Raw genomic sequence first — 25,499 nt, forward strand, 5'->3', positions numbered from 1 at the left:
CTTTTCACATTTTGAGTGGCATCCCCGGCTATTGCGCGCTGATCCACTTCGCCAGCCGGTGCGACGCTTCCTCGACCTGGTCGAGGCGACGGTGGTAGCAGAGCCTGAGGAAGCCTTCGCCGCCGGCGCAGAACGCCGTGCCGGGCGCCACGCCGACCGCGGCCTTGTCGACGATGTCGAAGGCGGCGCGTTCGGCGTCCTTCATGCCGTCGACGGAGAAGAACAGGTAGAAGGCAGCCGGCGGCACGCAGAAGCGCACCCGGCCGGTCTCGCCCAGCACCTTGCAGACGATGTCGCGCGCCTGCCGGGCGCGTGCCACCTGCTCGGCGATAAAGCCGTCGCCCTCGTCGAGGGCGGCGATCGCGCCGCGTTGCATGAACTGCGCCACGCCCGAGCTGGAATACTGCACCAGGTTCTCGAACATGCGGCTGAGCGAAGGATGCGTCTTCAGCCAGCCGACACGCCAGCCTGTCATCGCCCAGTTCTTGGAGAAGGTGTTGACGAACAGGATCTTGTCTTCGGGATCCATGATGTCCATAAACGACGCCGCGCGGCCGCCGCCATAGTAGAACAGCGCGTAGATCTCGTCGGCGACGATCCAGAGGTCGTGCTTGCGGGCAAGGTCGAGGATCGCCTGCAGCGTCTCGCGGTCCGCCGTCCAGCCGGTCGGGTTGGACGGCGAATTGACGAAGATGACCCTGGTGCGCGGGGTGATCGCCGCGGCGATCTTCTCGACGTCGCACGACCAGCCATTGTCGGTCATGTCGAGCAGCACCGGGATCGGCGTGACGCCGGCGACGCCGGCAGCGCCGGCGAAATTCGGCCAGGCCGGCGCGAGATACAGCGCCTCGTCGCCCGCCCCTGCCGTCGCCTCCAGCGCCATGGTGATCGCCTGCATGCCGCCGACGGTGACGATGAACTCGTCCTCCGAGAAATCCATGCCGAAATGGCGCTTGTGGTAGCGCGATATCGCCTGGCGCAGTTCGGGGATGCCGGCTTGCCAGGTGTAGAAGGTCTCGCCATTGGCAAGCCCGCGGGCGGCGGCATCGCTGATGAAGGCGGGCGTCGGCATGTCGCCTTCGCCGGACCAGAGCGGGATCAGGCCGGCGCGGTCGCGCCCGTAATTTGCCACCGCCTCGATGCCGCTGACGGGCGCAAGGCGGGCTTCGGCGCGAACCAGATCGATGAGGCTCATGATCATCCCAGGTCGAGAGTTGCTGCTCGCCAATTCCTAGCGTGGGCGCGGCCATGAAAAAACCCCCGGTGGGCCAGCCACGCGGGGGTTTTTCTGGATGCCAGCGCGATTACTTCTTGGCCAGAAGGTCGCGGATTTCCGTCAGCAAAGCCACATCGGCGGCCGGCGCTGCCGGCTCGGCAGCCTTTTCCTTCTCAAGCCGCTTGCGCATCGTGTTCACGCCCTTGACCATCAGGAAGATGATCCAGGCGAGGATCAGGAAGTTGATGACCACGGTGAAGAAGTTGCCATAGGCGAACACCGCGCCCTGCTTCTTGGCTTCTTCCAGCGAAACGGCCGTCACCGACGACGACAGCGGCAGGAAGTAGTTCGAGAAGTCGAAACCGCCGAAGATGGCCCCGACGATCGGCATGATGATGTCCCCGACCAACGACGAAACAATCAGGCCAAAGGCGCCACCGATGATCACGCCGACGGCGAGATCCATGACATTGCCCTTGGCGATAAACTCCTGGAATTCCCTGAGCATAGAACCCTCCATGTAAAATCTGCGGAAGGCGAATCGTTCCCCACCATCCGTCGCCAACCGCCGCCACCATAGCAAAAACCAGCAGTTGCAAAACCCGCGAATGCAAATCCCGCCCCTGCCCTAGGAGACAAGGATAATAGACTTGTCGACGCAGCTGTGGTTGCCTCACCGCAAAGGCAACAGACCGATCCGGAAGTGAGTGCTCAGAGTGCAGGGCTTGGCCGTCGTCCTCATCGCCATCGCCTATGTCACGCTGCTGTTCGCCATCGCGAGCATCGGCGACCGAAGGGCTGCGAACTGGGGACCGGGGCGGCCGCGGCCGTTCATCTACGCCCTCAGCCTCGCCATCTATTGCACGTCCTGGACCTTCTTCGGCTCGGTCGGGCTTGCCTCGGAGCGCGGGCTCGAATTCCTCGCCATCTATGTCGGCCCGGTGCTTGTCTTCATGTTCGGCTTCCCGCTGCTCAGCCGCATCATCAAGCTGGCCAAGGCCGAGAAGATCACCTCGATCGCCGACTTCCTGGGCGCGCGTTACGGCAAGAGTTTCGCCGTCGCCTCGATCGCGACGCTGATCGCAACGGTGGGCGCCATCCCCTATATCGCGCTCCAGCTCAAGGCGATCTCCGGCTCGGTCAGCCTGATGGTCGAGCACTACACCGGCTCGCCACCGTCATTCGATCCGTTCGTCAGCGACATCTCGCTGGTGGTGGCGCTTCTGCTGGCGCTGTTTGCCACTCTTTTCGGCACGCGCCATGCCGACGCCACCGAGCACCAGAACGGCCTGGTGCTGGCGGTGGCGGTGGAATCCATCGTCAAGCTGATCGCTTTCCTCGCCGTCGGCCTGTTCGTCACCTTCTCGCTGTTCGACGGCCCCGGCGACATGTTGCGGAGCTTCGCCGCCACCGAGCAGGTCGGCGACGCCATGGGCTACCGGACCTCGCTCGGCACCTGGCTGGTGGTGACAATCATCAGCGGTTTCGCCATCATCATGCTGCCGCGCCAGTTCTACGTCATGATCGTGGAGAACCGCAGCGAGAGCGAGCTGCGCACCGCGACCTGGGTCTTCCCGGCCTATCTGGTGGCGATCAACCTCTTCGTGCTGCCCATCGCGTTCGCCGGCCTGTCGACAGTCGGCACGGCGACGACCAGCGACCTCTACGTCCTGTCGCTGCCGCTGTTCCGGGGCCACGACCTGCTGGCCATGGTCGCCTTCATCGGCGGCCTTTCGGCGGCGACCGCCATGGTCATCGTGGCGAGCGTGGCGCTGTCGATCATGATCTCCAACGATCTCGTCATTCCGATCTTCGTGCGCCGGCTGATCAAGACCAAGGCCGGCGACACCGAGGACTGGTCGGCGATCATCCTCAACATCCGCCGCGCCTCGATCTTCATCATCCTGCTGGCCGCCTTCCTCTATTATCGCGAGAGCACCAACAACACGCGGCTCGCCTCGATCGGCCTGATGTCCTTTGCGGCGATCGCGCAGTTCGCGCCATCCTTCATCGGCGGGCTGATCTGGCGCCGCGCCAATGCGCGAGGCGCAGCACTCGGCATGGCCGCCGGCATCGTGGTGTGGGGCTACACGCTGATGCTGCCGACGCTTGCGGCACCCGATACCTCGATCATCACCGACGGGCTTTTCGGCATCGACGCGCTGCGGCCCCAGGCGCTGTTCGGCACCGCCGCCGAGCCGCTCAATCACGGCGTATTGTGGAGCCTGGCGATCAACACGCTGTTCTTCGTGTTCGGCTCGCTGTCGCGTGCCTCGGTACCGCTCGAACGCATCCAGGCCTCGATCTTCGTGCCGCGCGATTCGAGCCCGATGCCGTCGCTGCGCCGCTTCCGCACCACCATCACCGTCAACGACCTCAAGGACACCATCGCCCGCTATCTCGGCGTCGAACGCACCGAGCGCTCGTTCCAGACCTTCCAGAGCGAGAGCGGCAGCAAGCTGAACGGCAACGACCCCGCCGGCATGGACGTCATCCGTTTCTCCGAGCAGTTGATGGCGAGTGCGGTCGGCTCGTCCTCGGCCCGGCTGATCCTGTCGCTGCTGTTCAAGCGCGGCGACAACTCGGCCAGGGACACTTTCCGCCTGCTCGACGACGCCACCGAAGCGCTGCAGCACAATCGCGACCTGCTGCAGATCGCGCTCGACCAGATGGAACAGGGCATCACCGTCTTCGACCAGGATTTTCGCCTGATCTGCTGGAACCGGCAGTACCGCTCGCTGTTCGACCTGCCCGACGACATGGGCCAGGTCGGCGTGTCGATCGACCGCATCCTCGCCTATCTGGTGGCGCGCGGCGACATTGCGCCAACGTCGCGACTGACCACGCTCGACCGCCTGACCAGCTTCGGCGGCCCCTGGCAGATCGAGTTGCAGACCAGCGGCAGGATCATCGAGATGCGATCCAATCCGATGCCCGACGGCGGCATCGTGGCGACCTACACCGACATTTCGGCGCGCGTCGCGGCCGACCTTGCGCTGAAGCGGGCCAACGAGTCGCTGGAACAGCGGGTCAAGAGCCGCACCGCCGAACTGACCCGCGTCAACGAGGAACTGGCCCAGGCGCAGATGCTGGCGGAGGAGGCCAATCTCGGCAAGACGCGCTTCCTGGCCGCCGCCGGCCACGACATCCTGCAGCCGCTCAACGCCGCGCGGCTGTACTGCTCGTCGCTGATCGAGAAGGCCGGCAAGGGCAATGCCGGCCAGGCCGCGCGCAACATCGAGTCGTCGCTGGAATCGGTCGAGACCATCCTCGGCGCCGTGCTCGACATCTCGCGGCTCGATGCGGGTGCGATGAAGCCCGCCGAAACAGTGTTCCGCCTCGACGGGCTTTTGCGCCAGATCGGCACCGACTTCCTGCCGATGGCGCGGGCCAAGGACCTCGAACTTGTGATCGTGCCATCGACGCTGGCCGTCAGCACCGACCGTAACCTGCTGCGCCGGCTGATCCAGAACCTGGTTTCCAACGCCATCAAATACACCCGCTGCGGCCGGATCGTCGTCGGCGTCAGGCGGCGCGGCGAACTGGCCGAGATCCAGGTCATCGACACCGGCATCGGCATCGCCGCCGACAAGCTCGGCACCGTCTTCCACGAATTCACCCGCCTCGACGACGGCATGCGCGAGGCGCAAGGGCTCGGCCTCGGACTGTCGATCGTCGACCGCATCGCGCGCGTGCTGAAGCTCGAAATCCAGATCGAGTCGCACAAGGGCCAGGGCACGCGCTTTTCGGTGATCCTGCCGGTCACGACGGCAAAGGAGCAGCCTGCCACGGCTTCCGCCCGGCCGCGCATCGAAGCGGCCACGGCCCTGAACGGACTGTCGGTGATCTGCATCGACAACGACGCCCGCATCCTCGAGGGCATGAGGCTGCTGCTCGAGGGCTGGGGCTGCGATGTCCGGACCTATTCCGGCACGGCCGCGTTCGAAGCCGCCCCTAACGCCGGACCACCCGAAATCATCCTGGCCGACTATCATCTCGACGGCGAAAACGGCCTCGATGTCATCCGCACCCTGCGCGGCATCCATGGCGAGGCGACACCGGCGGTGCTGATCACTGCCGACCGTTCCAACGAGGTGCGCGAGGCGGCCGACCAGATCGACGTCGCCGTGCTCAACAAGCCGCTAAAGCCGGCCGTCTTACGTTCGATGATGAACAGGATGCGGCGCATGGCGCACGCGGCCGAATAGCTTCTGGGGCGTTTCTGCTCTTGCTCGAAAACGCGTGTTCCAACGCAGTCTCTAGGACGCGGCGCGCGACTCGCCGCCGATCTTGGAGAGCAGGATCACCGCCTGCGTGCGGCTGTCGACGCCGAGTTTCTGCAGGATCGCCGAGACATGGGCCTTGATGGTCGCCTCCGAGACGCCGAGCTCGTAGGCGATCTGCTTGTTGAGCAATCCCTCGGCCAGCATGCCGAGCACGCGCGTCTGCTGCGGCGTCAGCGACTGCAGGCGCTTGATGAGGTCGGAAATCTCCGGATCGCGCTCGACGCCCAGGTCGATGTCGCCGGGTGCCGTAATCTCGCCCGACAGGACGGCTTCGATGGCGCTGCGGATGTTGTCCATGCTGGCCGACTTGGAGATGAAGCCTGACGCCCCCAGTTCAAGCGCGCGGCGGATGGTCTCCGGGTCGTCATGCGCCGAGACGATGACGACGGGCACAGTGGCGTGGATGCCGCGCAACGAGATCAGGCCCGACAGGCCGCTCGCACCTGGCATGGAAAGATCGAGCAACACGATGTCAATGTCTTCATTGGCCGCGAGGAGCGCCTTGACGCTTTCGAAGTCTCCGGCCTCGAGCACGCTCGACACATCGCCAAGGCCGGCAATGGCCTGCTTGAGGGCACCGCGAAAAAGCGGATGGTCATCCGCGATGACGAACTTGTGGCCTGCTGGCAAATATCCCTCCCGAGGTCCCGACCGTTCTGTGCGCCTTGGACCGTCGGGCGCGATTATGCGGCCCGGTGCCGGCTTTTCAAGCAGTTAAAGTCAAAACGGCAACGGAAGCGCCGGTCATGCTCAATTTTCGGGCGCAGGCAGGCGGATTGGCTCAGGTCTTGTTCGGCGCAAGCTCGGGCTGCTGCGCCTTGTCTTCCTTTTCCATGTCCTTGACCATGCCCATGAAGCTGCGGAAGAACCGCTCCATGTAGCCCATGGTCTTTTCGAACTCCTCCTCGGTCGGAAGCTTGGATTCCATCCGCGCGGTCAGCGAATTCTCGAGCTTGACGATGCGCTGGTCGATGGCCTTCAGCTCGGTCTGGAGGCGGCCGATCTCGTCCTGAAGCGCGGAGCGCTCGTCGGCCGCGAGCTTGCATACCAGCTGGCTGTCGCGCTCCTCGCAGATCGACATCTCGCCGGTCTGGGTGTCCATGTGGACATAACCCTTGTCTGTCTTTTCCATCTGGTAGCGCGGCCCTTCGGCAGCGAATGCCGACCCGCCACCAAGACCGGCAAGCAGCGGAACAAGCATCAGTACGGCACGCATGGCTGTCTCCATTGGCAAGCGATGCGAATTGTCGCGCCGCATTGGGCCCAAATTGCGGTGGGCAAGTCATGCCGCCCTTTCCCGCATCATGCTTTCAGCCTATAGCGCCCATATGACGAAAACCATCTACAAGATCTGCCCCGAACCGATGTGGCGTGAGGCCGAGCGGAGCGGGGTTTTCAGCGGCGCGCCGGTCGACCTTGCCGACGGTTTCATCCACTTCTCGACCGCAGCCCAGGCGGTCGAGACGGCGGCCAAGCACTTTGCCGGGCAGGACAACCTGCTCCTCGTCGCCTTCGACGCCGACCGGCTGGGTCCGGCGCTCAAGTTCGAGGTCTCGCGCGGCGGCGCGCTGTTTCCGCATCTCTATGCGCCGCTCGAGACCGCCATGGCCAGATGGGTTCGCCCCCTGCCCCTGAAGGCCGACGGCAGCCACGACTTCCCGGAGCTTGAAGCATGAGCGCATTCGACCGGCTCGGCCGCCACCTGCTTTTCAGCTTCGACGCCGAGGCTGCCCATGGCCTGTCGATCAAGGCCCTGCGCTGCGGCCTGCCCGTCGGTGGACGCGCGCCGCGCGACAGGCGCCTGCATGTGAAGGTCGCCGGCCTCGACTTCCCCAACCCGCTCGGCATGGCCGCCGGCTACGACAAGAATGCCGAGGTGCCCGACGCGCTGCTCGGCCTCGGCTTCGGCTTTGCCGAGGTTGGCACGGTGACGCCGCTGGCGCAGGCCGGCAATCCCAAGCCGCGCATCTTCCGCCTCGTCGAGGACGACGCCGTCATCAACCGGCTCGGCTTCAACAATGAAGGCCACGACGCCGCCGAGAAGCGGCTTGCCGCGCGCGCCGGCCGGCCCGGCATCGTCGGCGTCAACATCGGCGCCAACAAGGACAGCAGCAACCGCATCGGCGACTACATCAGCGGCGTCAAGCGCTTCGCTCGCCATGCATCGTATCTCACCGTCAACATCTCCTCGCCCAACACGCCGGGCCTGCGCAACATGCAGGCGCGCGAGCAACTGGCCGAACTTTTGGCGAGTGTCATGATCGCCCGCGCCGAAGCCGGTCATGCGGTTCCGATCTTCCTCAAGATCGCGCCGGACCTGCACGAGGCAGAACTCGAGGACATCGCCGCCGAGGTGACCGAAAAGGCGATCGACGGCGTCATCGTCTCCAACACCACGATCGCCCGCCCTACCCTGCGCAGCCCGACCCATACCGGCGAGGCTGGCGGCCTGTCCGGCAAGCCGCTGTTTGCGCGCTCGACGGCGGTTCTGGCCCGGATGCGCAAGCTGCTGGGCCCGCAGAGCGCCATCATCGGCGTCGGCGGCGTCGATTCGACCGAGACCGCGCTCGAAAAGATCCGAGCCGGTGCCGATCTCGTCCAGCTCTATACCGGCATGGTCTATGCCGGACCGTCGCTGCCGGCACGCATCGTGCGCGGCATGGCCGACTTTGCCGCGCGCGAAGGGCTCGACGGCATCTCCGAGCTGCGCGACACGAGGCTAGATCAGTGGGCGGCAGCACCGCTCTGAAACGTCGCCCTGGCCCGCGGTCCAAGAATCGCCAGCAGGCAGACGCCGCGGACGATCAGCAGCAGATGCAGTGCCGCCCATAGGCCGTGATTGCCGAAGGCCGGCGTCAGCGTCAGCAGCGCGACGACGAACACGACGAGCGACACCACCATCATGTTGCGCATGTCGCGCGACCATGCAGCGCCGATGAAGATGCCGTCCATCTGGAACGCAAGCACGCCGCTCAGCGCGGTGAAGGCGGCCCAGGGCAGGAAGGCGATGGCCACTGCCCGCACGTCCTCGGCGGTCGAGATCAGCGCCACAAGATCAGGGCCGAAGACCATCAGGACCGCCGTCATGCTGCCCGCCAGCGCAAAGCCCCAGATCGAGCAGAGATAAACCGCCTTGCGGAAGGCCGGCTCGTAGCGGGCGCCGACGGCACGGCCGGCAAGCTGTTCGGCGGCTGCAGCAAAGCCGTCGAGGAAGAAGCCTGCGGCAATGAAGAAGTTCATCAGCACCGCGTTGGCGGCGAGCGTCACCGTGCCGAACTGCGCGCCCTGACGGGTGAACAGCGCGAAGGCGACGAGCAGCGACAGCGACCGGATCATGATGTCGCGGTTGAGCACGAACAGGCGCCGGAACGCAGCAGCGTCGAAGATGCGCCCGGGCGCCAGCCTCGGCTGGCGCCCGAAGCGCCGCAACAGCACGACAAGCCCGATCGCCATGCCTGCCGCCTCGCCGGCGACGGCGGCCCAGGCGACGCCCTCGACGCCCCAGCCGAGGCTGAGCCCGAGCAGCAGCGACAGCGCAATGTTGACGCCGTTGAGGCTCGCCTGCAGCAACAGCGCGAAGCTGCCCTCGCCGCGCCCGAGCACGTAGCCGAGGATCGCATAGTTGATCAGCGCGAAGGGTGCGCCCAGCATGCGGATGCGGACATAGGCATCAAGCGTCTCGTTGACCCGTTGCTCGGCCGACATGAACCATTGCCCGGCGAGCGACGTCAGCGGCGCCGTCAGCGCCAGCACGATACCTGCGACGAGCGCGATCACCACCGCGCGCCAGAACACCGCCTGTTCTTCGGATGCGTCGCCACGACCGAAAGCCTGCGCCACCAGCGCGGTTGTGCCGGCGCGCAGGAAATTGAAGCTGGTGAAGACGACGTCGAAGGCGACGGCGCCTGCAGCGAGCCCGCCCAGCAGCGCAGCGTCGCCGAACTGGCCGACCACGCCGGTGCCGACGAGGCCGATGAAGGGCGTGGTCAGATAGGCAAGGGTCATCGGCACGGCAATCGCCAATACCGAGCGGTTGGTGACGGCAAAAGGCGTCACGCGGCCCTCCGGCGATGCGATGTCCAACGAGAATCCTCCTCCTGCCGTTTCTCCCGCTCGGGCACATGCCCCGGTTTCGCCAACACCGGCAACCGTTTATGTATCGGGGTCAATCGATTTCACCCCCTTGGTTCAGCCCTCCCCCATGCCGCTGCAGATCGTCAGCCATCCCGACTACGACGCCGGCTTTGCCCCGGACCACCGCTTTCCGATGGGCAAGTACCGCCAGCTGATGGAACGGCTGCATGCCCTGGACCTGACGGGCGGGCTCCATCGGGCGGAACCGATTGCGCCCCGCTGGCTGCGCCTCGCGCATGAGCCCGGCTATGTCGAGCAGGTGCTGAGCTGCACCGTTCCGGCCCACATCGAACGTGAAATCGGCTTCCCCGTCGGCGAGCGTGTGTCACGCCGTGCCCAGCTTGCCGCGGGCGGCACGCTTATGGCAGCGCGGCTCGCGCTCGAGCACGGCATCGCCTGCAACACCGCCGGCGGCAGCCATCATGCCAGGCGTGCCCAGGGTGCCGGCTTCTGCACCTTCAACGACGTGGCCGTGGCATCGCTGGCGCTGCTCGAGGACGGGCTGGCGGAAAACATCCTGGTCGTCGATCTCGACGTCCACCAGGGCGACGGCACAGCGGAAATCCTCGCCGCCAATCCCGCTGTCTTCACCTTTTCGATGCATGCCGAGAAAAACTACCCCGTGCGCAAGGCCACTTCCGGCCTCGATATCGGCCTGCCTGACGGCACCGGCGACGATGCCTATCTGGACGTGCTGGCCGAGGTCCTGCCCGGCCTGTCGCGCCGCGCGCCCTGGGACATCGTGTTCTACAACGCCGGCGTCGACCCCCATGGAGGAGACCGGCTCGGGCGCCTGGCGATGAGCGACGAAGGCCTGCGCCGGCGCGAGAGCATGGTCATCGGGCATTTCCGCACGGCCGGCACTCCGCTGTGCGGCGTCATCGGTGGCGGCTATTCGCACGACATCGAAGCGCTGGCCCGGCGGCACGCCATCCTGTTCGAGACCGCCGCCGGCTTCGCCTGAGTTATCCGCCTGCGCCCGACCTATTTGCGGTAGCTGAACAGCCTGAGGATGATGAAGGCCGGAATGACGACCGCCGCACCCAGCAGGAAATAGCCGAGGAAGCGATCGATGGCACGGAAACCCATGCGCCAGATGTCGAGGAAGAAATCGCGGATGCCGTAGAGCACGTCATAGGGCGACCAGCCGAAGGCGCTCATGACGATGCCGACGAGGAAGGAGATGACCAAGAGCTTGATCAACACCCGCAAGGGGGTGTCACCGAGAAAACGCGCCAATCCGGACAAGCTCAGTCTCCTGCGATTCTAGCCTCACTGGAATATCGCGATTGTCGTGCCCTCATCAAGGGCACGGCAGCACTGCACTCCGTTTCCCGATTGCCCAACAACATCGGCAATGCTAACCAGATGCCCGCGCGGGTATGATGTAATGGTAGCCTGTCAGCTTCCCAAGCTGAACGCGCGGGTTCGATTCCCGCTACCCGCTCCAGATTGTGCTTTGGGTACGATCTTTAGACCCAGAAATAGGCGGTTCTTGGCACCACTCCTTTCATTGACAAATCAGCAGCAATAGCGCGGCGGCGTTACTTTTCGCAGTGTCTCACGGATCGCCTGAATGGAGAGCGCCGTCTCGTGGTAGGCGGCCGACAGGATGTAGGCGAAGTGGTACAACGTGCCGCGGCGGCCCGAACACACCGCATGAGTGCGCGCAAGGTAGAACTTGCTACGGTCTATTGGATTTCCTCCGTTGTGGCAGACAGTCCGATGGGCGCGGGCGCGGGTGACCGGCGCAAAATGTGTGCGGCATGTCATGGTCGCCGCGCCATTCATGATGTTGTATTCGACGCATTGTATGGGTGTATGAGTCGCTACTGATGACGTTGGCTCGGAGACCGACTGAAGGGCGGATTTCGCCGCCGACCATCCGAAAGCTATGACATCGATTTCAAGAACCTGCGTGAGCTAAAGCCGGCATAGGCCGGCCTATCGCTGGATTTATTGAGATCGATGGAATAGCCAAAGACTTCAAAATCTCTTTTGTAGATAGACTGCACTGATCTCACAGAAGATTCGAATTCGTAGTATTGTTTCAAATACTCCATGGCCGACGTACGATGTTCGTCGACGGCACTCACAAAACTTATTGCCGATGGTGTAGCTATTTTAAGGATTTCCAACAAATCGGAATTCAACGTTTCAAATGCACCTATAAAGTCGTAGCCGATAGAATCTATCATGTTGTGATAGCATTGCGGACGCCAATGGGCGTTCATTGTGTCTGGCGTCTGACCTGAGACGACGTCCAAGAATTGTGCGAACGATATCGGCTCGCGCGGATCTTCAACCAGACCACGCAAAAAAATCTCTCGCCTATTCTCGTTTGTAGCGATTTTGTCCAGATAGGCCGAGAGGACGCGAGCATAGGGGTTTCTAACAAAGCAAAATGATACACTTGCCCTGGCCAGCGCCCACCTGAGTGCCCAGCGATTGGATGGGCGCCTCAGAGGCGATTTGGACCTGTCGTGAACGGTTAGGAGGGTTTCCGAATAACCAAACTTGCCGCCAGACGCTTCTCCGCCGTCTACCGCGTATCCTCTTTCGGCGCTTTGCAGCGCACGCTTAATAGTTGAGCAGGCAACCTTGGGTGTGTCGACGTAAACATACCGAAACCGAGGTGACAGATGGACGTGATCCAGCAGCTTCGACATTTCTTTGCGGCGCATCTCGGGTGTATTGCGCACCTAAAATTCATTAGCAAGCCCTAATGCATTTGGCCGACCACCAGCGTCCCGAAAATGGTTGAAGCCGCTTGGAACCGCGGATAAAAATCACCACCGAATTTGGAGATGCCGCGATGATTGACCTAACTATGACCGCCACCCGGCGACCAGATCTCGTCGCAATAACTTTAGCGTCGTTTCAGCAGAAACTTTTCGACCGCTTTCCCGTTCGGACGTTCTTCCTCAATATCGATCCAATTTGGGGCAGCGAAGAAGATGGAAACCGCGTCGAAGAAATAGCCCGCTCATATTTTACTACGGTGGTACGGCGTCCTGCTGAGGCCTCTTATGGCGGGGCAGTCAAATGGCTATGGCAGCAGCCGGAAACCGAGTGGTTTCTTCACTTGGAAGATGACTGGATCCTGTCGCACAAGATCAGCCTGAAGAGATTGCGAAAGCAAATGGCGGAGCCAAACGTTGGCCAGATCGCCATTTGCAACTGGTCACGGCTTGGTCGCCGAAAAATAACGCCGCGGATCGGCGTCGGCCCGTTGTTTGCCTCGCGAGCGCTTGCATCCATAGCGAGCGAGCACATGAACCCCGATCTTGATCCAGATAAACAGTTTATGAACGGTACGAACACGGCTTTAGCGGACGCTTCGTCAAGCTATCGCGCCGTATATTTTGGTGGTCCATTTACAAGACGAACTGCCATCGATATCGGCCGCGACTGGCGCGACAAGCGCGGCATCGAAAAGCAGATTATAGATGGCGTTGCAGTTTGGACGCCGGAGGCCTCATGAAACTTCATCTGAAAAAACGGTTCCGCAACGCCAAGGCCGCCTTCCACCCTGGCGAAGCCAATTATCAGATGGCAATCAATCGGTTTGGTGGTTTCGATGTAGCCTATCGTGAAGGTACCGCTGACGAAAAGGTCATCGCCCATAGCTTTGAGAACGACATATTTTTTGCAGGCGTTCCGGAGTACCAGCCAACTGCTTCCGACGTCGTGATCGACATCGGCGCTCATATTGGCACTTTCGCACTGACCGCCGCCTCTAAAGCCTCGAATGGGACGGTTCATGCTATCGAGGCAAGCGCGGAAACCTACAACTATCTCCGAGTCAACGCCGCTCTGAACCCGGCACTCAACGTCATTGCCCATCGTCTTGCACTGACGGACAAGGACGGCGAGGTCACGCTGCACCATGATCGCGGCAACTGGGGCCACTCGATAATGAAGCAATTGTCGCCCAAGGGCGAGCGAGTGCCTGCAATGTCGCTTTCTAGCTTCATGGCGGCTCACGAGATCAAGGACGTGTCGTTCATCAAGTTCAATTGCGAAGGCGCCGAATTTCCGATCCTCTTGTCGACTCCAATCGAGTTACTCCGGAAGGTCCGCATGATGTTGGTGCTCTACCATGTTGACCTAGTGGAAGGGGCATCACTCGAACAGTTGCTAGGCAGGCTTGCCGAGGCCGGCTTCACGACAGACATACGGCAGAAGCGAAATACTCGCGGCTGGATCGTAGCGTCCCGCTAGATCGATCCCTTGTTGCAGCTCCGCACGTCAGCTTCCCAAGCTGAACGCGCGGGTTCGATTCCCGCTACCCGCTCCAGATTTCCGGACACGAAAAAGGCCAGGCGCTCGATCGAACGCCTGGCCTTTTTGTTATCCGCAGGCGTCAGTCCTGCGCGCCGTAGATGTCGAAGTCGAAATACTTGGCGTTGATCTTGGCGTAGGTGCCGTCCTTGACGATGGCGTCGATCGCGGCGTTCAGCTTCTCGCGCAGCGGGTCGCCCTTGCGCACGGCGATGCCGGTCAGCGAGTCGGTGCCCTTGAGGTCGCCGATCATCTTGCAGCAATCCTGCCCGGTAGTCTTGATCCAGTCGACCAGCACGAACTTGTCGGCGACAACCGCGTCGAGACGGCCGTTGGTCAGGTCGGCCACCGCCTCGTCCTGGGTTGGATAGAGCTTCACCTCGGCGCCCGCCTTGGCATAGTGGTCCTCGGCATAGATGCTCTGGGTGGTCGACGCCTGCGCGCCGACGGTCTTGCCCTTCAGCGCGTCGGGCTCGGCCGAGGTCAAGGCGGAATCCTTCGGCGCGATCAGTGCCAGCGGCGTTGTGTAGTACTTGTCGGTGAAGTCGACCTGCTGCTTGCGCTCGTCGGTGATGGTCATCGAGGCGACGATGGCGTCGAACTTGCCGCCCTGGAGCGCCGGGATGATACCATCCCAATCCTGGGCAACCAGTTCGCACTCGACCTTCATCTGGGCGCACAGCGCATTGGCGATGTCGACGTCGAAGCCGGCCAGCTTGCCGTCGGCGGTGACGGTGTTGAAGGGCGGATAGGCGCCTTCGGTGCCGATCTTGAGCTTCTCCTGCGCGGAAGCTCCGCCAAGGGTCAACAAGAGCGCTGCGAGCGAGGCTGCGCAAGCGAACTTCCGGGTAATCTGCATGATCCTCTCCATTTGACGGGCGCTCTTCCCGGGCGTCCCTGGTCCAGCCAAGCACAATGGCTGTAAATGGACAAGCAAACTAACGGCCAGGCGGCGCTGACCAAAGGTCAGCCCATGCGGAAGTGCTTGGAGAGTTTCAGGCCCTGCGCCTGGTAGTTGGAGCCGAGGTCGGTGCCGTAAAGCGCCTTGGGGCGCGACAGCATGTGTTCGTAGACCAGGCGACCGACGACCTGGCCGTGCTCCAGGATGAACGGCACTTCGTGGCTGCGCACTTCGAGCACGGCGCGGCTGCCGGTGCCGCCGGCGCTGGAATGGCCGAAGCCGGGATCGAAGAAGCCGGCATAGTGGACGCGGAACTCGCCGACCAGCGGGTCGAACGGCGTCATTTCGGCGGCATAGAGCGGCGGCACATGCACCGCCTCGCGCGACACCAGGATGTAGAATTCGTCGGGATCGAGCACCAGTTCGCCGGCGCCGTGGGCGTAGATCGGGTCCCAGAAGTCGACGATGTCCTGGGCCGCACGCTTGTCGACATCGACAAGGCCGGTGTGGTGCTTGCCGCGGTAGCCGACGATGCTGCCCGGCTTGCCGGCGAGGTCGATGGAAAGCGCGATGCCGCCGCCCGAGATGTTGGGCGGATCGATGGCGACCAGCCGGTCGGAGAGGTGCAGCGCATGCAGTTCGGCCTCGGACAGCAGGGCATTGCCCTTCCTGAAGCGGATCTGCGACAGGCGAGAGCCCTTGCGCACGACGATCGGGAAGGTGCGCGGGCTGACCTCGAGAAACAGCGGGCCGGCATATCCGGCGGGGATCTTGTCGAACTCCTGGCCGCGATCGGTCATCACGCGGGTGAAGATGTCGAGGCGGCCGGTCGAGCTCTTCGGATTGGCCGAGGCCGAGATTTCGGCCGGCAGGGCCAGGCTTTCGAGCAGCGGCACGATGTAGACGCAACCGGTCTCCAGGACCGCGCCTTCGCTCAGGTCGATCTCATGCAGCTTGAGGCGGTCGAGCTTGGCCGAGACCAGCGAATTGGGACCGGGCAGGAAGCTGGCGCGAACGCGAAAAGCCCTGGCGCCGAGGCGAAGATCGAGGCTGGCCGGCTGGATCTGGTCGGCATCGAGCGGCGGCGCCTTGAGCGCGCCGGAGGCGAACAGCGCCGCGATATCCTGGTCCGGAAGAATGCCCGACTGCCGCAATTGCCTCACTCCTTTACGCGCCGCCGATCCGAACGGACAGCCGAGGATCGCTGGCCCCGAAGCTCGTCCGGGGCCATATGCGTGGCCCAAGACGTTTAGTCGCCCCTGCGATTGACGCAAGCCGGCCATGGGTCTAAAGGACCTTTATCCCGTGGTGATTTGGCCGGTCGGCTTGCAGCCACGTTAAACAAGTCGCTAAAGGGCCGCGTTTGGACCGGTTTGCGACTTTTCGCGACCGGTTTTTTTGTATCTGGATTTAGGCTCATGACCTCCGACAAGCGCAACTGGAATCCGCAGACCACCCTCGTCCATGGCGGCACGCTCCGCTCCGAATTCGGCGAAACCTCCGAAGCGATCTACCTCACCCAGGGATATGTCTATGACAGCGCCGAAAGTGCCGAAGCGCGCTTCAAAGGCGAGACCCCGGGCTTCATCTATTCGCGCTACGCCAACCCGACCGTCGACATGTTCGAAAAGCGCATGTGCGCGCTGGAAGGCGCCGAAGACGCCCGCGCCACGGCATCCGGCATGGCCGCGGTTACCGCCGCCATCCTGTGCAGCCTGAAGGCTGGCGACCACATCGTTGCCGCCCGCGCCCTGTTCGGCTCGTGCCGCTGGATCGTCGAGACGCTGGCACCACGCTATGGCATCGAAGCGACGCTGGTCGACGGCACCGTCATCGGGAACTGGGAAAAGGCCGTCCGGCCCAACACCAAGCTGTTCTTCCTGGAAAGCCCGACCAACCCGACGCTCGAGGTGATCGACATCGCCGCGGTTGCGGCACTCGCCAACTCCGTCGGCGCCCGCGTCGTCGTCGACAACGTCTTCGCCACGCCGATGCAGCAGAAGCCGCTCGAACTCGGCGCCCACATCGTCGTCTACTCCGCCACCAAGCACATCGACGGTCAGGGCCGCTGCCTCGGCGGCGTCATCCTCTCCGACAAGAAGTGGATCGACGAGAACCTGCACGACTATTTCCGCCACACCGGACCGAGCCTGTCGCCGTTTAACGCCTGGACCCTGCTCAAGGGCCTGGAAACGCTGCCGCTGCGCGTGCGCCAGCAGACCGAGGCCGCCGCCAGGATCGCCGACTTCCTGGCCGAGAGCCCGGAAGTGTCGCGCCTGATCTATCCGGGCCGCGCCGACCACCCGCAGGCCGACATCATCAAGCGCCAGATGAAGGGCGGCTCGACGTTGATCTGCTTTGACGTCAAGGGCGGCAAGAAGGCGGCCTTCGCCTTCGAGAATGCGCTCCGGATCATCCTGATCTCGAACAATCTCGGCGATTCCAAGAGCCTGATCACCCATCCGGCGACGACGACGCACAAGAACCTGACCGACGAGGCCCGCGCCGAACTCGGCATCGACGACGGCACGCTGCGCCTGTCGGTCGGCCTCGAAGACGCCGACGACCTGCTCAACGACATCGGCGATGCGCTGAAGGCGACGCGCTGACCAGAACGGCGCTCCGGCAAGCCGGAGCGCCTCCTTGGCGGCCACCACGCAGGGTGAATTCCGCCACAGCTGCATCACAATCAGCGTGAATGCGGCAAACGAGAGTTGACCCGCCGCGCCAAGCGGCGGACTCTGTCACCGTGCAGGCCAAGGAGCGCAGCATATGTATCGCGCAATCACCCGCAACATCGCGGTCGAGGTCGAGCCCTTCTATCTGGTGGACCAGTCGGAGCCATCGGAAAACCGTTATGTCTGGGGTTACCGCGTCACCATCGAGAACAACTCGGACGAATTCGTCCAGCTGTTGTCGCGCTACTGGCACATCACCGATGCCAGCGGCAAGGTCGAGGAGGTCCGGGGCCCGGGCGTGGTCGGCGACCAGCCCGAGCTCAACCCCGGGGACAGCTACCAGTATGCTTCAGGCTGCCCGCTGTCGACACCATCGGGCATCATGGTCGGGCGCTACACCATGCGCAACGAGGCCGGCGAGACCTTCGAAATCGCCATCCCCGCCTTCTCGCTCGACCTGCCCGACGCCCGGCACCGGCTGAACTGACCCGTTACTGGGCCGACGCGAACTCGGCAGGGTCGAACTCGTAGGACTTGGAGCAGAATTCGCAGGCCACCCGGATGACGCCATCCTCGACGCTGTCGGTGATCTCCTCGGCGGTGAAGCCTTGCAGGATGCCCTTGATCTTCTGGCCCGAACACGAGCAATCGTCGACAACGCGCACGCCTTCATACACGCGCGCGCCATGCTCGTGGAACAGCCGGTAGAGCAGCCTTTCCGTGCCGACCGTCGGATCGATCAGTTCGGTCGGCTCGATGGTGGCGACCAGCGCCAAGAGCTCCTGCCAGGAATTGTCGTCGGGATGCACGCTGACGTCACGCTCGTCACCGTCGCCGCCATGCATGTCCTGGACGCGCCGGCGCTCCGGCGAGTCGGGAAGGAACTGCGCGAGAAGGCCGCCGGCGCGCCAATGTTCGCGCGGGCCGCCTTCGGCGGGCAGGACCAGCTTTGCCACCGACAGGCGGACGTCGGTCGGGATCTGCTCCGACTGGCGGAAATAGGTGCGGGCCGCCTCTTCCAGCGTGATGCCGTTGAGCTCGACGATGCCCTGGTAGCGCTGGGTGTGTTCGCCCTGGTCGATGGTCAGCGCCAGAACGCCGCCGCCGAGCAGGTCTTCGGGCGCGGTCATGCCGGCCTCGATCGCCGCATCGACACGGTCGGCATCGAAGCGGGCATAGGCGCGCAGCGAATGCGGCGTGGTGAAGTCGGCAACCAGCATGTCCACCGGCCCGTCGGTGCGGGTCTGGAGGATGAACTTGCCTTCGAACTTCAAAGAGGTGCCAAGCAGGACGGTCACCACGCAGGCCTCGGCGAGAAGCCGGGCCACGGGTTCCGGATAGTCGTGGCGCTCGAGAATCCGGTCGAGCAAAGGCCCCAACTGCACGGTGCGGCCGCGCACGTCGAGCGGCTCCACCGCGAATGGAACAACATGGTCGTCGCCGGCGAACCCGAATTCGCCGAGCTTGCGTTCGGTCTCAGTCACTGGAATTTTTCCCGTCTAAAGAAGTCCGCGACCAGTCGGCCTACCGACGGTCGCAGAACATGGCTTTGATGACAATAGAATGATCCCGCCCCAAATAGGGTCGCGGGACCGGTCATTCAAGCGCCGAGGCACCAGGCAAGCACCGCCTTCTGGGCGTGCAGGCGGTTTTCCGCCTCGTCGAAGACCACCGAATTCGGGCCGTCGATCACGTCGTCGGTCACTTCCTCGCCGCGATGGGCGGGCAGGCAGTGCATGAACAGCGCGTCGGGCCTAGCGAGCTTCATCAGGTCGGCGTTGACCTGATAGGGCAGGAAGACATTGTGGCCGCGCGCGCGGTGCTCCTGCCCCATCGAAACCCAGCAGTCGGTGACGATGGCGTCGACGCCGCGAACCGCGTCCTCGGCCGAACGCGTCAGCGTCACCTTGCCGCCATTGGCGCCGGCCCAGTCGATGTATTTCTGCTCCGGCTCGCTGCCTTCCGGCACCGCCACGTTGACGTTGAAGCTGAAACGGGCCGAAGCCTCGAGCAGCGAATGCAGCACGTTGTTGCCGTCGCCGGTCCAGGCAAAGGTCTTGCCGCGCACCGGGCCGCGATGCTCCTCGAAGGTGAGGATATCGGCCATCAGCTGGCAGGGATGGGTGTCGTCGGTCAGGCCGTTGATGACGGGGATCGTGGCATTCTCGGTCAGCTCGATCAGGCGCTCATGCGCTGTCGTGCGGATCATGATCGCATCGACGTAGCGCGACAGCACCTTGGCGGTGTCGGCGATCGATTCCGAGCGGCCGAGCTGCATCTCGGTGCCGGTCAGCATGATGGTCTCGCCGCCGAGCTGACGCATGCCGACGTCGAACGAGATGCGCGTGCGGGTCGACGGCTTGTCGAAGATCATCGCCAGCACCTTGCCTTCGAGCGGCTTGGATCGTTCGCCGGCTTTCAGGCGCGCCTTGCGCACCGCCGCATCGTCCAGAATCCCGCGAAGGTCGCTCCCGGAAAGTGCCGAGAGGTCGGTGAAGTGGCGAATCCCGCTGGTCATGTAACTTCCCTGGGTTCAGCCGCCGTTGGCGGCGGCCTTGGAGAGGCTTGCAGCTCCGGCGCGAATGCGCGCCAGCGCCTCTCGGATCTCTGCGTCGGTGATCGTCAGCGGCGGCAACAGACGCAGCACATTTTCGCCGGCGGGCACCGCGAGCAGCTTCTGGTCGCGCAGCGCCATGTTCACCTTGGTGTTGGGCATGGTGCACTTGACGCCGAGCATCAGGCCGGTGCCGCGGATTTCGGCAATCACATCGGGGAACTCGTCGGCGATCGACGCCAGGCCCTGCTTCATCAGCAATGCCTTGCGGCTAACCTCTTCGAGGAAGCCTTCTTCGAGTAGCACGTCGAGCACGGCGTTGCCGACAGCCATGGCAAGGGGATTGCCGCCGAAGGTGGTGCCATGCACGCCCGCCGTCATGCCTTTGGCCGCCGCTTCGGTGGCGAGGCAGGCACCGACCGGGAAGCCGCCGCCGATACCCTTGGCAATCGCCATCAGGTCCGGCGATACACCCGACCATTCATAGCCGTAGAGCTTGCCGGTCCGGCCGACGCCGCACTGGACTTCATCGAAAATGAGCAGCAGGCCATGCTTGTCGCACAGCTCGCGCAGGCGCTTCAGCGACTGCGTCGGGAATGGGCGGATGCCGCCCTCCCCCTGCACCGGCTCAAGCAGGATTGCCGCCGTCTCCGGGCCGATCAGCTTTTCGGCTGCATCGATGTCGTCGAAGGCGACCTGGTCGAAACCCTCGACCTTCGGGCCGAAGCCTTCGAGATACTTGGCCTGTCCGCCGGCGGCGATGGTCGCCAGCGTACGGCCATGGAATGCGCCCTCGAAGGTGATGACACGGAAACGCTCGGGATGGCCGTTCACATACTGGCAGCGGCGCGCGGTCTTGATCGCGCACTCAAGCGCTTCCGCGCCCGAGTTGGTGAAGAAGACGCGGTCGGCAAACGAGGTTTCGGCCAGCCGCTCGCCCAGCCGGCTCTGGCCGGGGATCTGATAGAGATTGGAGACGTGCCACAGCTTGGCGGCCTGCTCGGTCAGCGCTGCAACAAGATGCGGATGGCCGTGGCCCAACGAATTGACGGCGATGCCACCAGCGAAATCGAGATATCGCTCGCCGGTCTCGGTGATCAGCCAAGAACCCTCGCCTCGCTCGAAAGCCAGGGGTGCGCGAGCAAACGTCTCGTAAAGCGCCGATCCGCTCATTATATGCCTCTCCGGAACCGGAAAATTAAAAAGCCGCCTCAGCGGCGGCCCTGCGGGCTATATCAGATTTTTCGGCCACAAAGTCAACGAAAACGTCGCATAGACGCGTGCGTTCCAATCTCCCCGGCGCTGCCGAGACGTCGAACTCCGGCAAGTTGGGGAAAACCGAAAAAACCGAATCGTGAAGACCCCTGGGACTCTTGTCACAGAGTCAGCGCATCGATAATTGTAATTGAGAAATAACTAGATTTCGTGCGGCGGACATATCCATCGAATAGATGTGGTGCCCACCCGGCTTGCCGGGACGGAAAAGGATTCCGAATTCTGCGCGTTAAATCAGGAGCACGGTCTCATGAATTGGACTGACGAGCGGGTCGAACTTCTCAGAAAGCTTTGGTCGGAAGGTCTGAGCGCAAGCCAGATCGCGGCACAATTGGGCGGCGTGAGCCGCAATGCCGTCATCGGCAAGGTTCACCGGCTGAAGCTGTCGAGCCGCGGCCGCGCAACGGCCGCCCCGGCGCGCCAGAAGAAGACGACCACGGCAAGCACTGCGACCAAGACGGTGCAGCGCACGGCAACCGTGACGCGCACGGTCACCGCAAGCATCGGCGCCACCGCGCTACAGGCGCAGTTCGACGTCGAGCCGGTCGCCCGCCACTACATCCGCCCGGTGGAAAACGTCGTCGTGCCGATCTCGCGCCGGCTCCAGCTGGTGCAGCTCAACGAGCGCACCTGCAAGTGGCCGAATGGCGACCCGCTGAGCGAAGACTTCAATTTCTGCGGCAACGAAGCCGGCGAGAGCGGCCCTTATTGCGGCTACCACTCGAAGATCGCCTTCCAGCCAGCCTCCGAGCGTCGCCGGTCGCGGTGAGCGAATAGCGAATAGCGAATAGCGAATAGCGAATAGAAACAAGTTCCAGGGCTTCGGGGCGTCAAGGCGACCCGAGGCCCTTTTCTATTCCCTACTCGCTATTCGCTATTCGCTATTCGCCATCCGCCATCCGCTCCCCTCACAGCCAGCCATTCTTCCTGAACCGCCAGTAGAGGATCGAGCAGATCGTGGCGATGGCAATGAGCACGGTGGGATAGCCGTAGCTGAACTGCAGCTCCGGCATGTCGTTGAAATTCATGCCGTAAATGCCGGCGAGCGCGGTCGGAACGGCCAGGATCGCCGCCCAGGAGGCGAGCTTCTTGGCAATCGCCGTCTCCTGGCTCTGGCCGACGAGAAGGCTCGCCTCGAAGGCGAAGGCCAGCACCTCGCGCAGGTTGTCGACCTTCTCCAGCACGGTCCGGATATGATCGGTGACGTCGCGGAACAGCGGATGCATGGCCGGGCGCAACTGCGGCAGGTCGGCGCTGGTCAGCCTGCGGCAAACCTCGACCAGAGGGCCGGCCGCATTGCGCAGGCGCAGCAGGTCGCGACGCAGCATGTAGAGCCGCTCGATGTCCTTCGACGTCATCGGCCGCGCCAGCACGCCGTCCTCTATGCGGTCGACCTCTTCCTCGATCTGCTCGAGCACCGGCATGTAGTTGTCGACGATGAAGTCGAGGATGGCATAGAGGATGAAATCCTCGCCCTTGGCGAGCGCGCTGGGGCAGCTCTCCCAGTGCTGGCGCACCGCGGCATATGACGTCGAGACGCCGTGGCGAACGCTGACGATGTAGCCCTTGCCGACAAAGATATGGGTCTCGCCGAAATCGACCCTGCCCTGGATGAGCTGGGCGGTCCTGGCGACGATGAACAGCGCATCGCCATATTGCTCGACCTTGGGTCGCTGGTGCGGGTGCTCGGCATCCTCGATGGCGAGGTCGTGGAGATGAAACTGCTGCTGGACCCGCAGCAGAAGTTCGCGGCTGGGTTCGAGAAGGCCGATCCAGACGACGTGCCCTTCCCTCTCAGACCAGTCGCCTGCTTCCTCGATGGCGATGTCGGCGATGCGGCGCCCGCCGAGATAGACGCTGGAGGCGACGACCCCGTCTTCCAGCTCAGCGCCCTTGTCGAACTTCCTGGCAAGCTCGGTCATGCTGCACCCGTTCGAGGCCGCCTGATCAGGATCCCAGTCTAGACCTTCCGCACGCCGGGAAGAAGAGGCTGCCTCAGCCGGACTTGCCGTCGTCGGCAAGCGTCACGCCGTGGCTCCTGTCCTCCTTGGGCCGTTCCGGCGGCATCTGTTCGCCGGTGACGATGTAATAGATCGTCTCGGCGATGTTGGTGGCGTGGTCGCCGATGCGCTCGATGTTCTTGGCCACGAACAGAAGGTGCGTGCAGGGCGTGATGTTGCGCGGATCTTCCATCATGTAGGTCAGCAACTCGCGGAACAGCGAGGTGTACATGGCGTCGATCTGCTCGTCGCGATCGCGCACGATGCCGATGCGCTCGACAGAGCGCGACGCGTAGACGTCAAGCACGTCCTTCAACTGGGTCAGCGCCAGTTCGGCCAGCGCCTCGAGGCCGCGGAACAGGCTATTCGGCTGCCGGCCTTCGGCCACGGCCGCCACGCGCTTGGCGATGTTCTTGCCAAGGTCGCCGACGCGTTCCAGGTCGGCGGAGATGCGGATCGCGCCGATGATCTCGCGCAGGTCGGTCGCCATCGGCTGGCGCCGGGCAATGACCAGGATCGCCTTGTCGTCGATCTCGCGCTCGGCCTCATCGAGCAGCAGGTCGTCCTGGACGACCTTCTGGGCCAGCGCGTGATCGGCATTGACGAGCGCATTGATCGCCTGGTCGACCATGCGCTCGGCCTGCCCGCCCATGGCAGCTATCTTCCGCGCCAGAAATTGCAGTTCCTCGTCATAGGCTCGGACAGTGTGTTGCGTAAGCATGGCGGACTTCCTGGATATGAAACGGATTCGTGATCCTGAATCCGCACTCATAGGCTAACGACATGACGGAAAAAAGAAATGGGCAAGCGAGGCCGTGCGCTGCCGCCGAAAGGCCGGCACAAGCCTGCCCAAATGCTCACGCGGCCGGCAAATGGACGGTGAAGGCCGAGCCCTCGCCCTGCTTCGAACGGATCGACAGGCGCGCGCCATGGCGCGTCAGGATATGCTTGACGATCGAGAGGCCCAGCCCGGTGCCCTTGTGGGCGCGGCTGGTCTCGACGTCGACGCGGTAGAAGCGCTCCGTCACGCGCGGAATGTGCTCGTCGGGGATGCCCGGGCCGAAGTCGCGGACCGTCACTTCGATCTCCGGCTGCCTGGCTTCCGCCGAGCGCTTCATCGACACCACGACCCTGCCGCCCGAGCGGCCGTACTTGCAGGCATTTTCCAGCAGGTTCTGGAACACCTGGAACAGTTCGTCGCGGTCGCCTTGGACCTCGAGCGGACCTTCGGCGAAATCGCGTTCGACGACCACGGCGGATCCAGCCGCCAGCGGGGCGAGCGAGTCGATAACCGCATCGACCGTCTGTCGCAGGTCGACGCGAACGCCGGGCTTGAGATACGGCTTCATCTCGAGGCGCGACAGCGACAGCAGATCGTCGATCAGGCGCGCCATGCGGCCGGTCTGGTCCTGCATGATCTGCAGGAACTGGTCGCGGGCGTTGGGATCGTTGCGGGCCGGGCCACGCAGCGTCTCGACAAAACCGGCGATCGAGGCGAGCGGCGTGCGCAGCTCATGGCTGGCGTTGGCGATGAAGTCGGCGCGCATGCGGTCGATGCGGCGCGCCTCGCTCTGGTCCTTGAAGGCAAGCACGAACAGGCCGGTGCCGCGTCCCACCGCCGAAGCCGTGACGCGATAGACGCGCTCGAACGGCACACGCTCGACATAGTCGGTCGCCTGCGCCGTACCCTCGCCACTGAGCGCTGCCTCGATCAGCGCCTGCATCTCGGGAGCCCGAAACTTCAGCAGCAGCGGCAATGGCGGCGTCATTGCGCCAAAAGCCGTGTCCGCCGCCTCGTTGGCGTGGACGACGGCGCCGTCACGATCGAAGATGATCAGCGGCTCGGCGACCGCCGCCGCCAATTTTTCACCCGACAGCCTGTCGAGCGGCGAGCGTTCGACACGGGCGCTGGCTTCCGCCAGGCGACGGGCGGCCGGCGTGCGCGGCGCAACGAGTGCCACCAGCACAAGCGCGACGATGGTCGCTGCCGTGAAGCCAGCCGAGGCAGCGCCGAAAAGATGGACGGCAAGAACGGCCAGGATAGCCGCGGCCAGCATCCAGCGATTCTGGTAGAGGCGGCCAGCGGTGAGCTTGGCCGTGCGCCTTGTCCTGGTCTGGGTGCTGGTCTCAGCCATACGAACTTTTCCGTGGCGCCGAGCGCCCTCAAGAAG

24 protein-coding genes, 1 tRNA gene and 1 riboswitch are annotated in these 25,499 nt (G+C 63.7%); of the genes, 10 read left to right on the top strand and 15 right to left on the bottom strand.

The features are described from left to right. Positions 1-28: 28 nt before the first annotated feature. Positions 29-1,195, bottom strand: coding sequence for a pyridoxal phosphate-dependent aminotransferase (locus ASC75_RS04685; protein ID WP_055971643.1), 1,167 nt, complete (start codon positions 1,193-1,195; stop codon positions 29-31). A 109-nt stretch (positions 1,196-1,304) separates the two neighbouring features. After that, positions 1,305-1,724 carry a large conductance mechanosensitive channel protein MscL gene (gene mscL, locus ASC75_RS04690; protein ID WP_055971025.1) on the bottom strand — a complete coding sequence of 140 codons (420 nt, stop codon included), beginning with the start codon at positions 1,722-1,724 and terminating at the stop codon, positions 1,305-1,307. Positions 1,725-1,932: 208 nt separating this feature from the next. On the opposite strand from mscL, the gene ASC75_RS04695 reads away from it, so the two are divergent. Next, positions 1,933-5,424 carry a PAS domain-containing hybrid sensor histidine kinase/response regulator gene (locus tag ASC75_RS04695; RefSeq protein WP_055971027.1) on the top strand — a complete coding sequence of 1,164 codons (3,492 nt, stop codon included), beginning with the start codon at positions 1,933-1,935 and terminating at the stop codon, positions 5,422-5,424. Positions 5,425-5,475: 51 nt separating this feature from the next. Here the strand turns inward: ASC75_RS04695 and ASC75_RS04700 are convergent, their stop codons facing one another. Together ASC75_RS04700 and ASC75_RS04705 are read right to left on the bottom strand one after the other, a co-directional pair. Continuing rightward, positions 5,476-6,132 (bottom strand): response regulator transcription factor, encoded by a 657-nt coding sequence (locus tag ASC75_RS04700; RefSeq protein WP_055971029.1) that lies wholly within the window; start codon positions 6,130-6,132, stop codon positions 5,476-5,478. 151 nt (positions 6,133-6,283) lie between these two features. After that, the gene (locus tag ASC75_RS04705; RefSeq protein ID WP_055971646.1) at positions 6,284-6,718 is read right to left on the bottom strand and encodes a hypothetical protein; all 435 of its coding nucleotides are present in this window, start codon (positions 6,716-6,718) and stop codon (positions 6,284-6,286) included. Positions 6,719-6,830: 112 nt separating this feature from the next. Between ASC75_RS04705 and ASC75_RS04710 the strand changes: the two genes are divergently transcribed. Next, entirely contained in the window at positions 6,831-7,178 is a 348-nt protein-coding gene (locus tag ASC75_RS04710; protein ID WP_055971030.1) for a DUF952 domain-containing protein, read from the top strand. Then, complete coding sequence (locus ASC75_RS04715; RefSeq protein ID WP_055971032.1) at positions 7,175-8,251, top strand: quinone-dependent dihydroorotate dehydrogenase; 1,077 nt, start codon at positions 7,175-7,177, stop codon at positions 8,249-8,251. Before ASC75_RS04710 ends, ASC75_RS04715 begins: the two co-directional genes overlap by 4 nt. Here ASC75_RS04715 and ASC75_RS04720 read toward each other — a convergent pair. Then, complete coding sequence (locus ASC75_RS04720) at positions 8,227-9,507, bottom strand: MATE family efflux transporter (protein WP_082496408.1); 1,281 nt, start codon at positions 9,505-9,507, stop codon at positions 8,227-8,229. The two genes, ASC75_RS04715 and ASC75_RS04720, sit on opposite strands and share 25 nt — an antisense overlap. 196 nt (positions 9,508-9,703) lie before the next feature. Between ASC75_RS04720 and ASC75_RS04725 the strand changes: the two genes are divergently transcribed. Beyond that, the gene (locus ASC75_RS04725; protein ID WP_055971035.1) at positions 9,704-10,600 is read left to right on the top strand and encodes a histone deacetylase; all 897 of its coding nucleotides are present in this window, start codon (positions 9,704-9,706) and stop codon (positions 10,598-10,600) included. A gap of 20 nt (positions 10,601-10,620) precedes the next feature. Here the strand turns inward: ASC75_RS04725 and ASC75_RS04730 are convergent, their stop codons facing one another. Continuing rightward, complete coding sequence (locus tag ASC75_RS04730; protein ID WP_055971038.1) at positions 10,621-10,884, bottom strand: DUF6460 domain-containing protein; 264 nt, start codon at positions 10,882-10,884, stop codon at positions 10,621-10,623. Between the two features lie 128 nt (positions 10,885-11,012). On the opposite strand from ASC75_RS04730, the gene ASC75_RS04735 reads away from it, so the two are divergent. Beyond that, a tRNA-Gly gene (locus ASC75_RS04735) sits at positions 11,013-11,086 on the top strand. Between the two features lie 442 nt (positions 11,087-11,528). On the opposite strand, the gene ASC75_RS25100 is transcribed toward ASC75_RS04735, so the two are convergent. Then, on the bottom strand, positions 11,529-12,338 hold the full coding sequence (locus ASC75_RS25100) for a sulfotransferase family protein (protein ID WP_156381105.1): 810 nt from the start codon (positions 12,336-12,338) through the stop codon (positions 11,529-11,531). Between the two features lie 113 nt (positions 12,339-12,451). On the opposite strand from ASC75_RS25100, the gene ASC75_RS04740 reads away from it, so the two are divergent. Beyond that, positions 12,452-13,120, top strand: a complete 669-nt coding sequence (locus ASC75_RS04740; RefSeq protein WP_055971039.1) for a hypothetical protein — start codon at positions 12,452-12,454, stop codon at positions 13,118-13,120. Continuing rightward, positions 13,117-13,860: an FkbM family methyltransferase gene (locus ASC75_RS04745; RefSeq protein ID WP_156381106.1), complete on the top strand. Its 744-nt coding sequence runs from the start codon at positions 13,117-13,119 to the stop codon at positions 13,858-13,860. Before ASC75_RS04740 ends, ASC75_RS04745 begins: the two co-directional genes overlap by 4 nt. 142 nt (positions 13,861-14,002) lie before the next feature. Here the strand turns inward: ASC75_RS04745 and ASC75_RS04750 are convergent, their stop codons facing one another. Both ASC75_RS04750 and ASC75_RS04755 read right to left on the bottom strand, forming a co-directional pair. Then, complete coding sequence (locus ASC75_RS04750) at positions 14,003-14,779, bottom strand: ABC transporter substrate-binding protein (RefSeq protein ID WP_055971043.1); 777 nt, start codon at positions 14,777-14,779, stop codon at positions 14,003-14,005. Between the two features lie 107 nt (positions 14,780-14,886). Then, positions 14,887-15,975, bottom strand: coding sequence for a 2'-deoxycytidine 5'-triphosphate deaminase (locus ASC75_RS04755; protein ID WP_055971045.1), 1,089 nt, complete (start codon positions 15,973-15,975; stop codon positions 14,887-14,889). A 141-nt stretch (positions 15,976-16,116) separates the two neighbouring features. Further along, positions 16,117-16,194: riboswitch (SAM riboswitch) on the top strand. A 45-nt stretch (positions 16,195-16,239) separates the two neighbouring features. Here ASC75_RS04755 and ASC75_RS04760 point away from each other — a divergent pair. Then, positions 16,240-17,430 (top strand): O-succinylhomoserine sulfhydrylase, encoded by a 1,191-nt coding sequence (locus ASC75_RS04760; protein WP_055971047.1) that lies wholly within the window; start codon positions 16,240-16,242, stop codon positions 17,428-17,430. Between the two features lie 163 nt (positions 17,431-17,593). Continuing rightward, positions 17,594-17,986, top strand: a complete 393-nt coding sequence (apaG, locus tag ASC75_RS04765; protein ID WP_055971049.1) for a Co2+/Mg2+ efflux protein ApaG — start codon at positions 17,594-17,596, stop codon at positions 17,984-17,986. A 4-nt stretch (positions 17,987-17,990) separates the two neighbouring features. On the opposite strand, the gene ASC75_RS04770 is transcribed toward apaG, so the two are convergent. The 3 genes from ASC75_RS04770 to ASC75_RS04780 form a co-directional block, all read right to left on the bottom strand. After that, positions 17,991-18,989, bottom strand: a complete 999-nt coding sequence (locus ASC75_RS04770; RefSeq protein WP_055971050.1) for an Hsp33 family molecular chaperone — start codon at positions 18,987-18,989, stop codon at positions 17,991-17,993. 110 nt (positions 18,990-19,099) lie between these two features. Further along, entirely contained in the window at positions 19,100-20,017 is a 918-nt protein-coding gene (gene argF, locus ASC75_RS04775) for an ornithine carbamoyltransferase (protein WP_055971052.1), read from the bottom strand. A gap of 15 nt (positions 20,018-20,032) precedes the next feature. Beyond that, a complete protein-coding gene (locus ASC75_RS04780) occupies positions 20,033-21,226 on the bottom strand; it encodes an aspartate aminotransferase family protein (RefSeq protein WP_055971054.1) in 1,194 nt (397 codons plus the stop codon). Between the two features lie 352 nt (positions 21,227-21,578). Between ASC75_RS04780 and ASC75_RS04785 the strand changes: the two genes are divergently transcribed. Further along, positions 21,579-22,097, top strand: a complete 519-nt coding sequence (locus tag ASC75_RS04785; protein ID WP_055971056.1) for a GcrA family cell cycle regulator — start codon at positions 21,579-21,581, stop codon at positions 22,095-22,097. Positions 22,098-22,236: 139 nt separating this feature from the next. On the opposite strand, the gene ASC75_RS04790 is transcribed toward ASC75_RS04785, so the two are convergent. From ASC75_RS04790 to ASC75_RS04800, 3 genes are all read right to left on the bottom strand, one after another. Further along, a complete protein-coding gene (locus ASC75_RS04790) occupies positions 22,237-23,250 on the bottom strand; it encodes a magnesium and cobalt transport protein CorA (RefSeq protein ID WP_055971058.1) in 1,014 nt (337 codons plus the stop codon). A gap of 73 nt (positions 23,251-23,323) precedes the next feature. After that, on the bottom strand, positions 23,324-24,049 hold the full coding sequence (phoU, locus tag ASC75_RS04795) for a phosphate signaling complex protein PhoU (protein WP_055971061.1): 726 nt from the start codon (positions 24,047-24,049) through the stop codon (positions 23,324-23,326). Between the two features lie 136 nt (positions 24,050-24,185). Then, complete coding sequence (locus tag ASC75_RS04800; RefSeq protein WP_055971063.1) at positions 24,186-25,463, bottom strand: ATP-binding protein; 1,278 nt, start codon at positions 25,461-25,463, stop codon at positions 24,186-24,188. Positions 25,464-25,499: the final 36 nt, after the last annotated feature.

This window comes from Aminobacter sp. DSM 101952, from assembly GCF_001424795.1.
In the GTDB taxonomy this organism is placed as follows: Bacteria; Pseudomonadota; Alphaproteobacteria; order Rhizobiales; family Rhizobiaceae; genus Aminobacter; species Aminobacter aganoensis.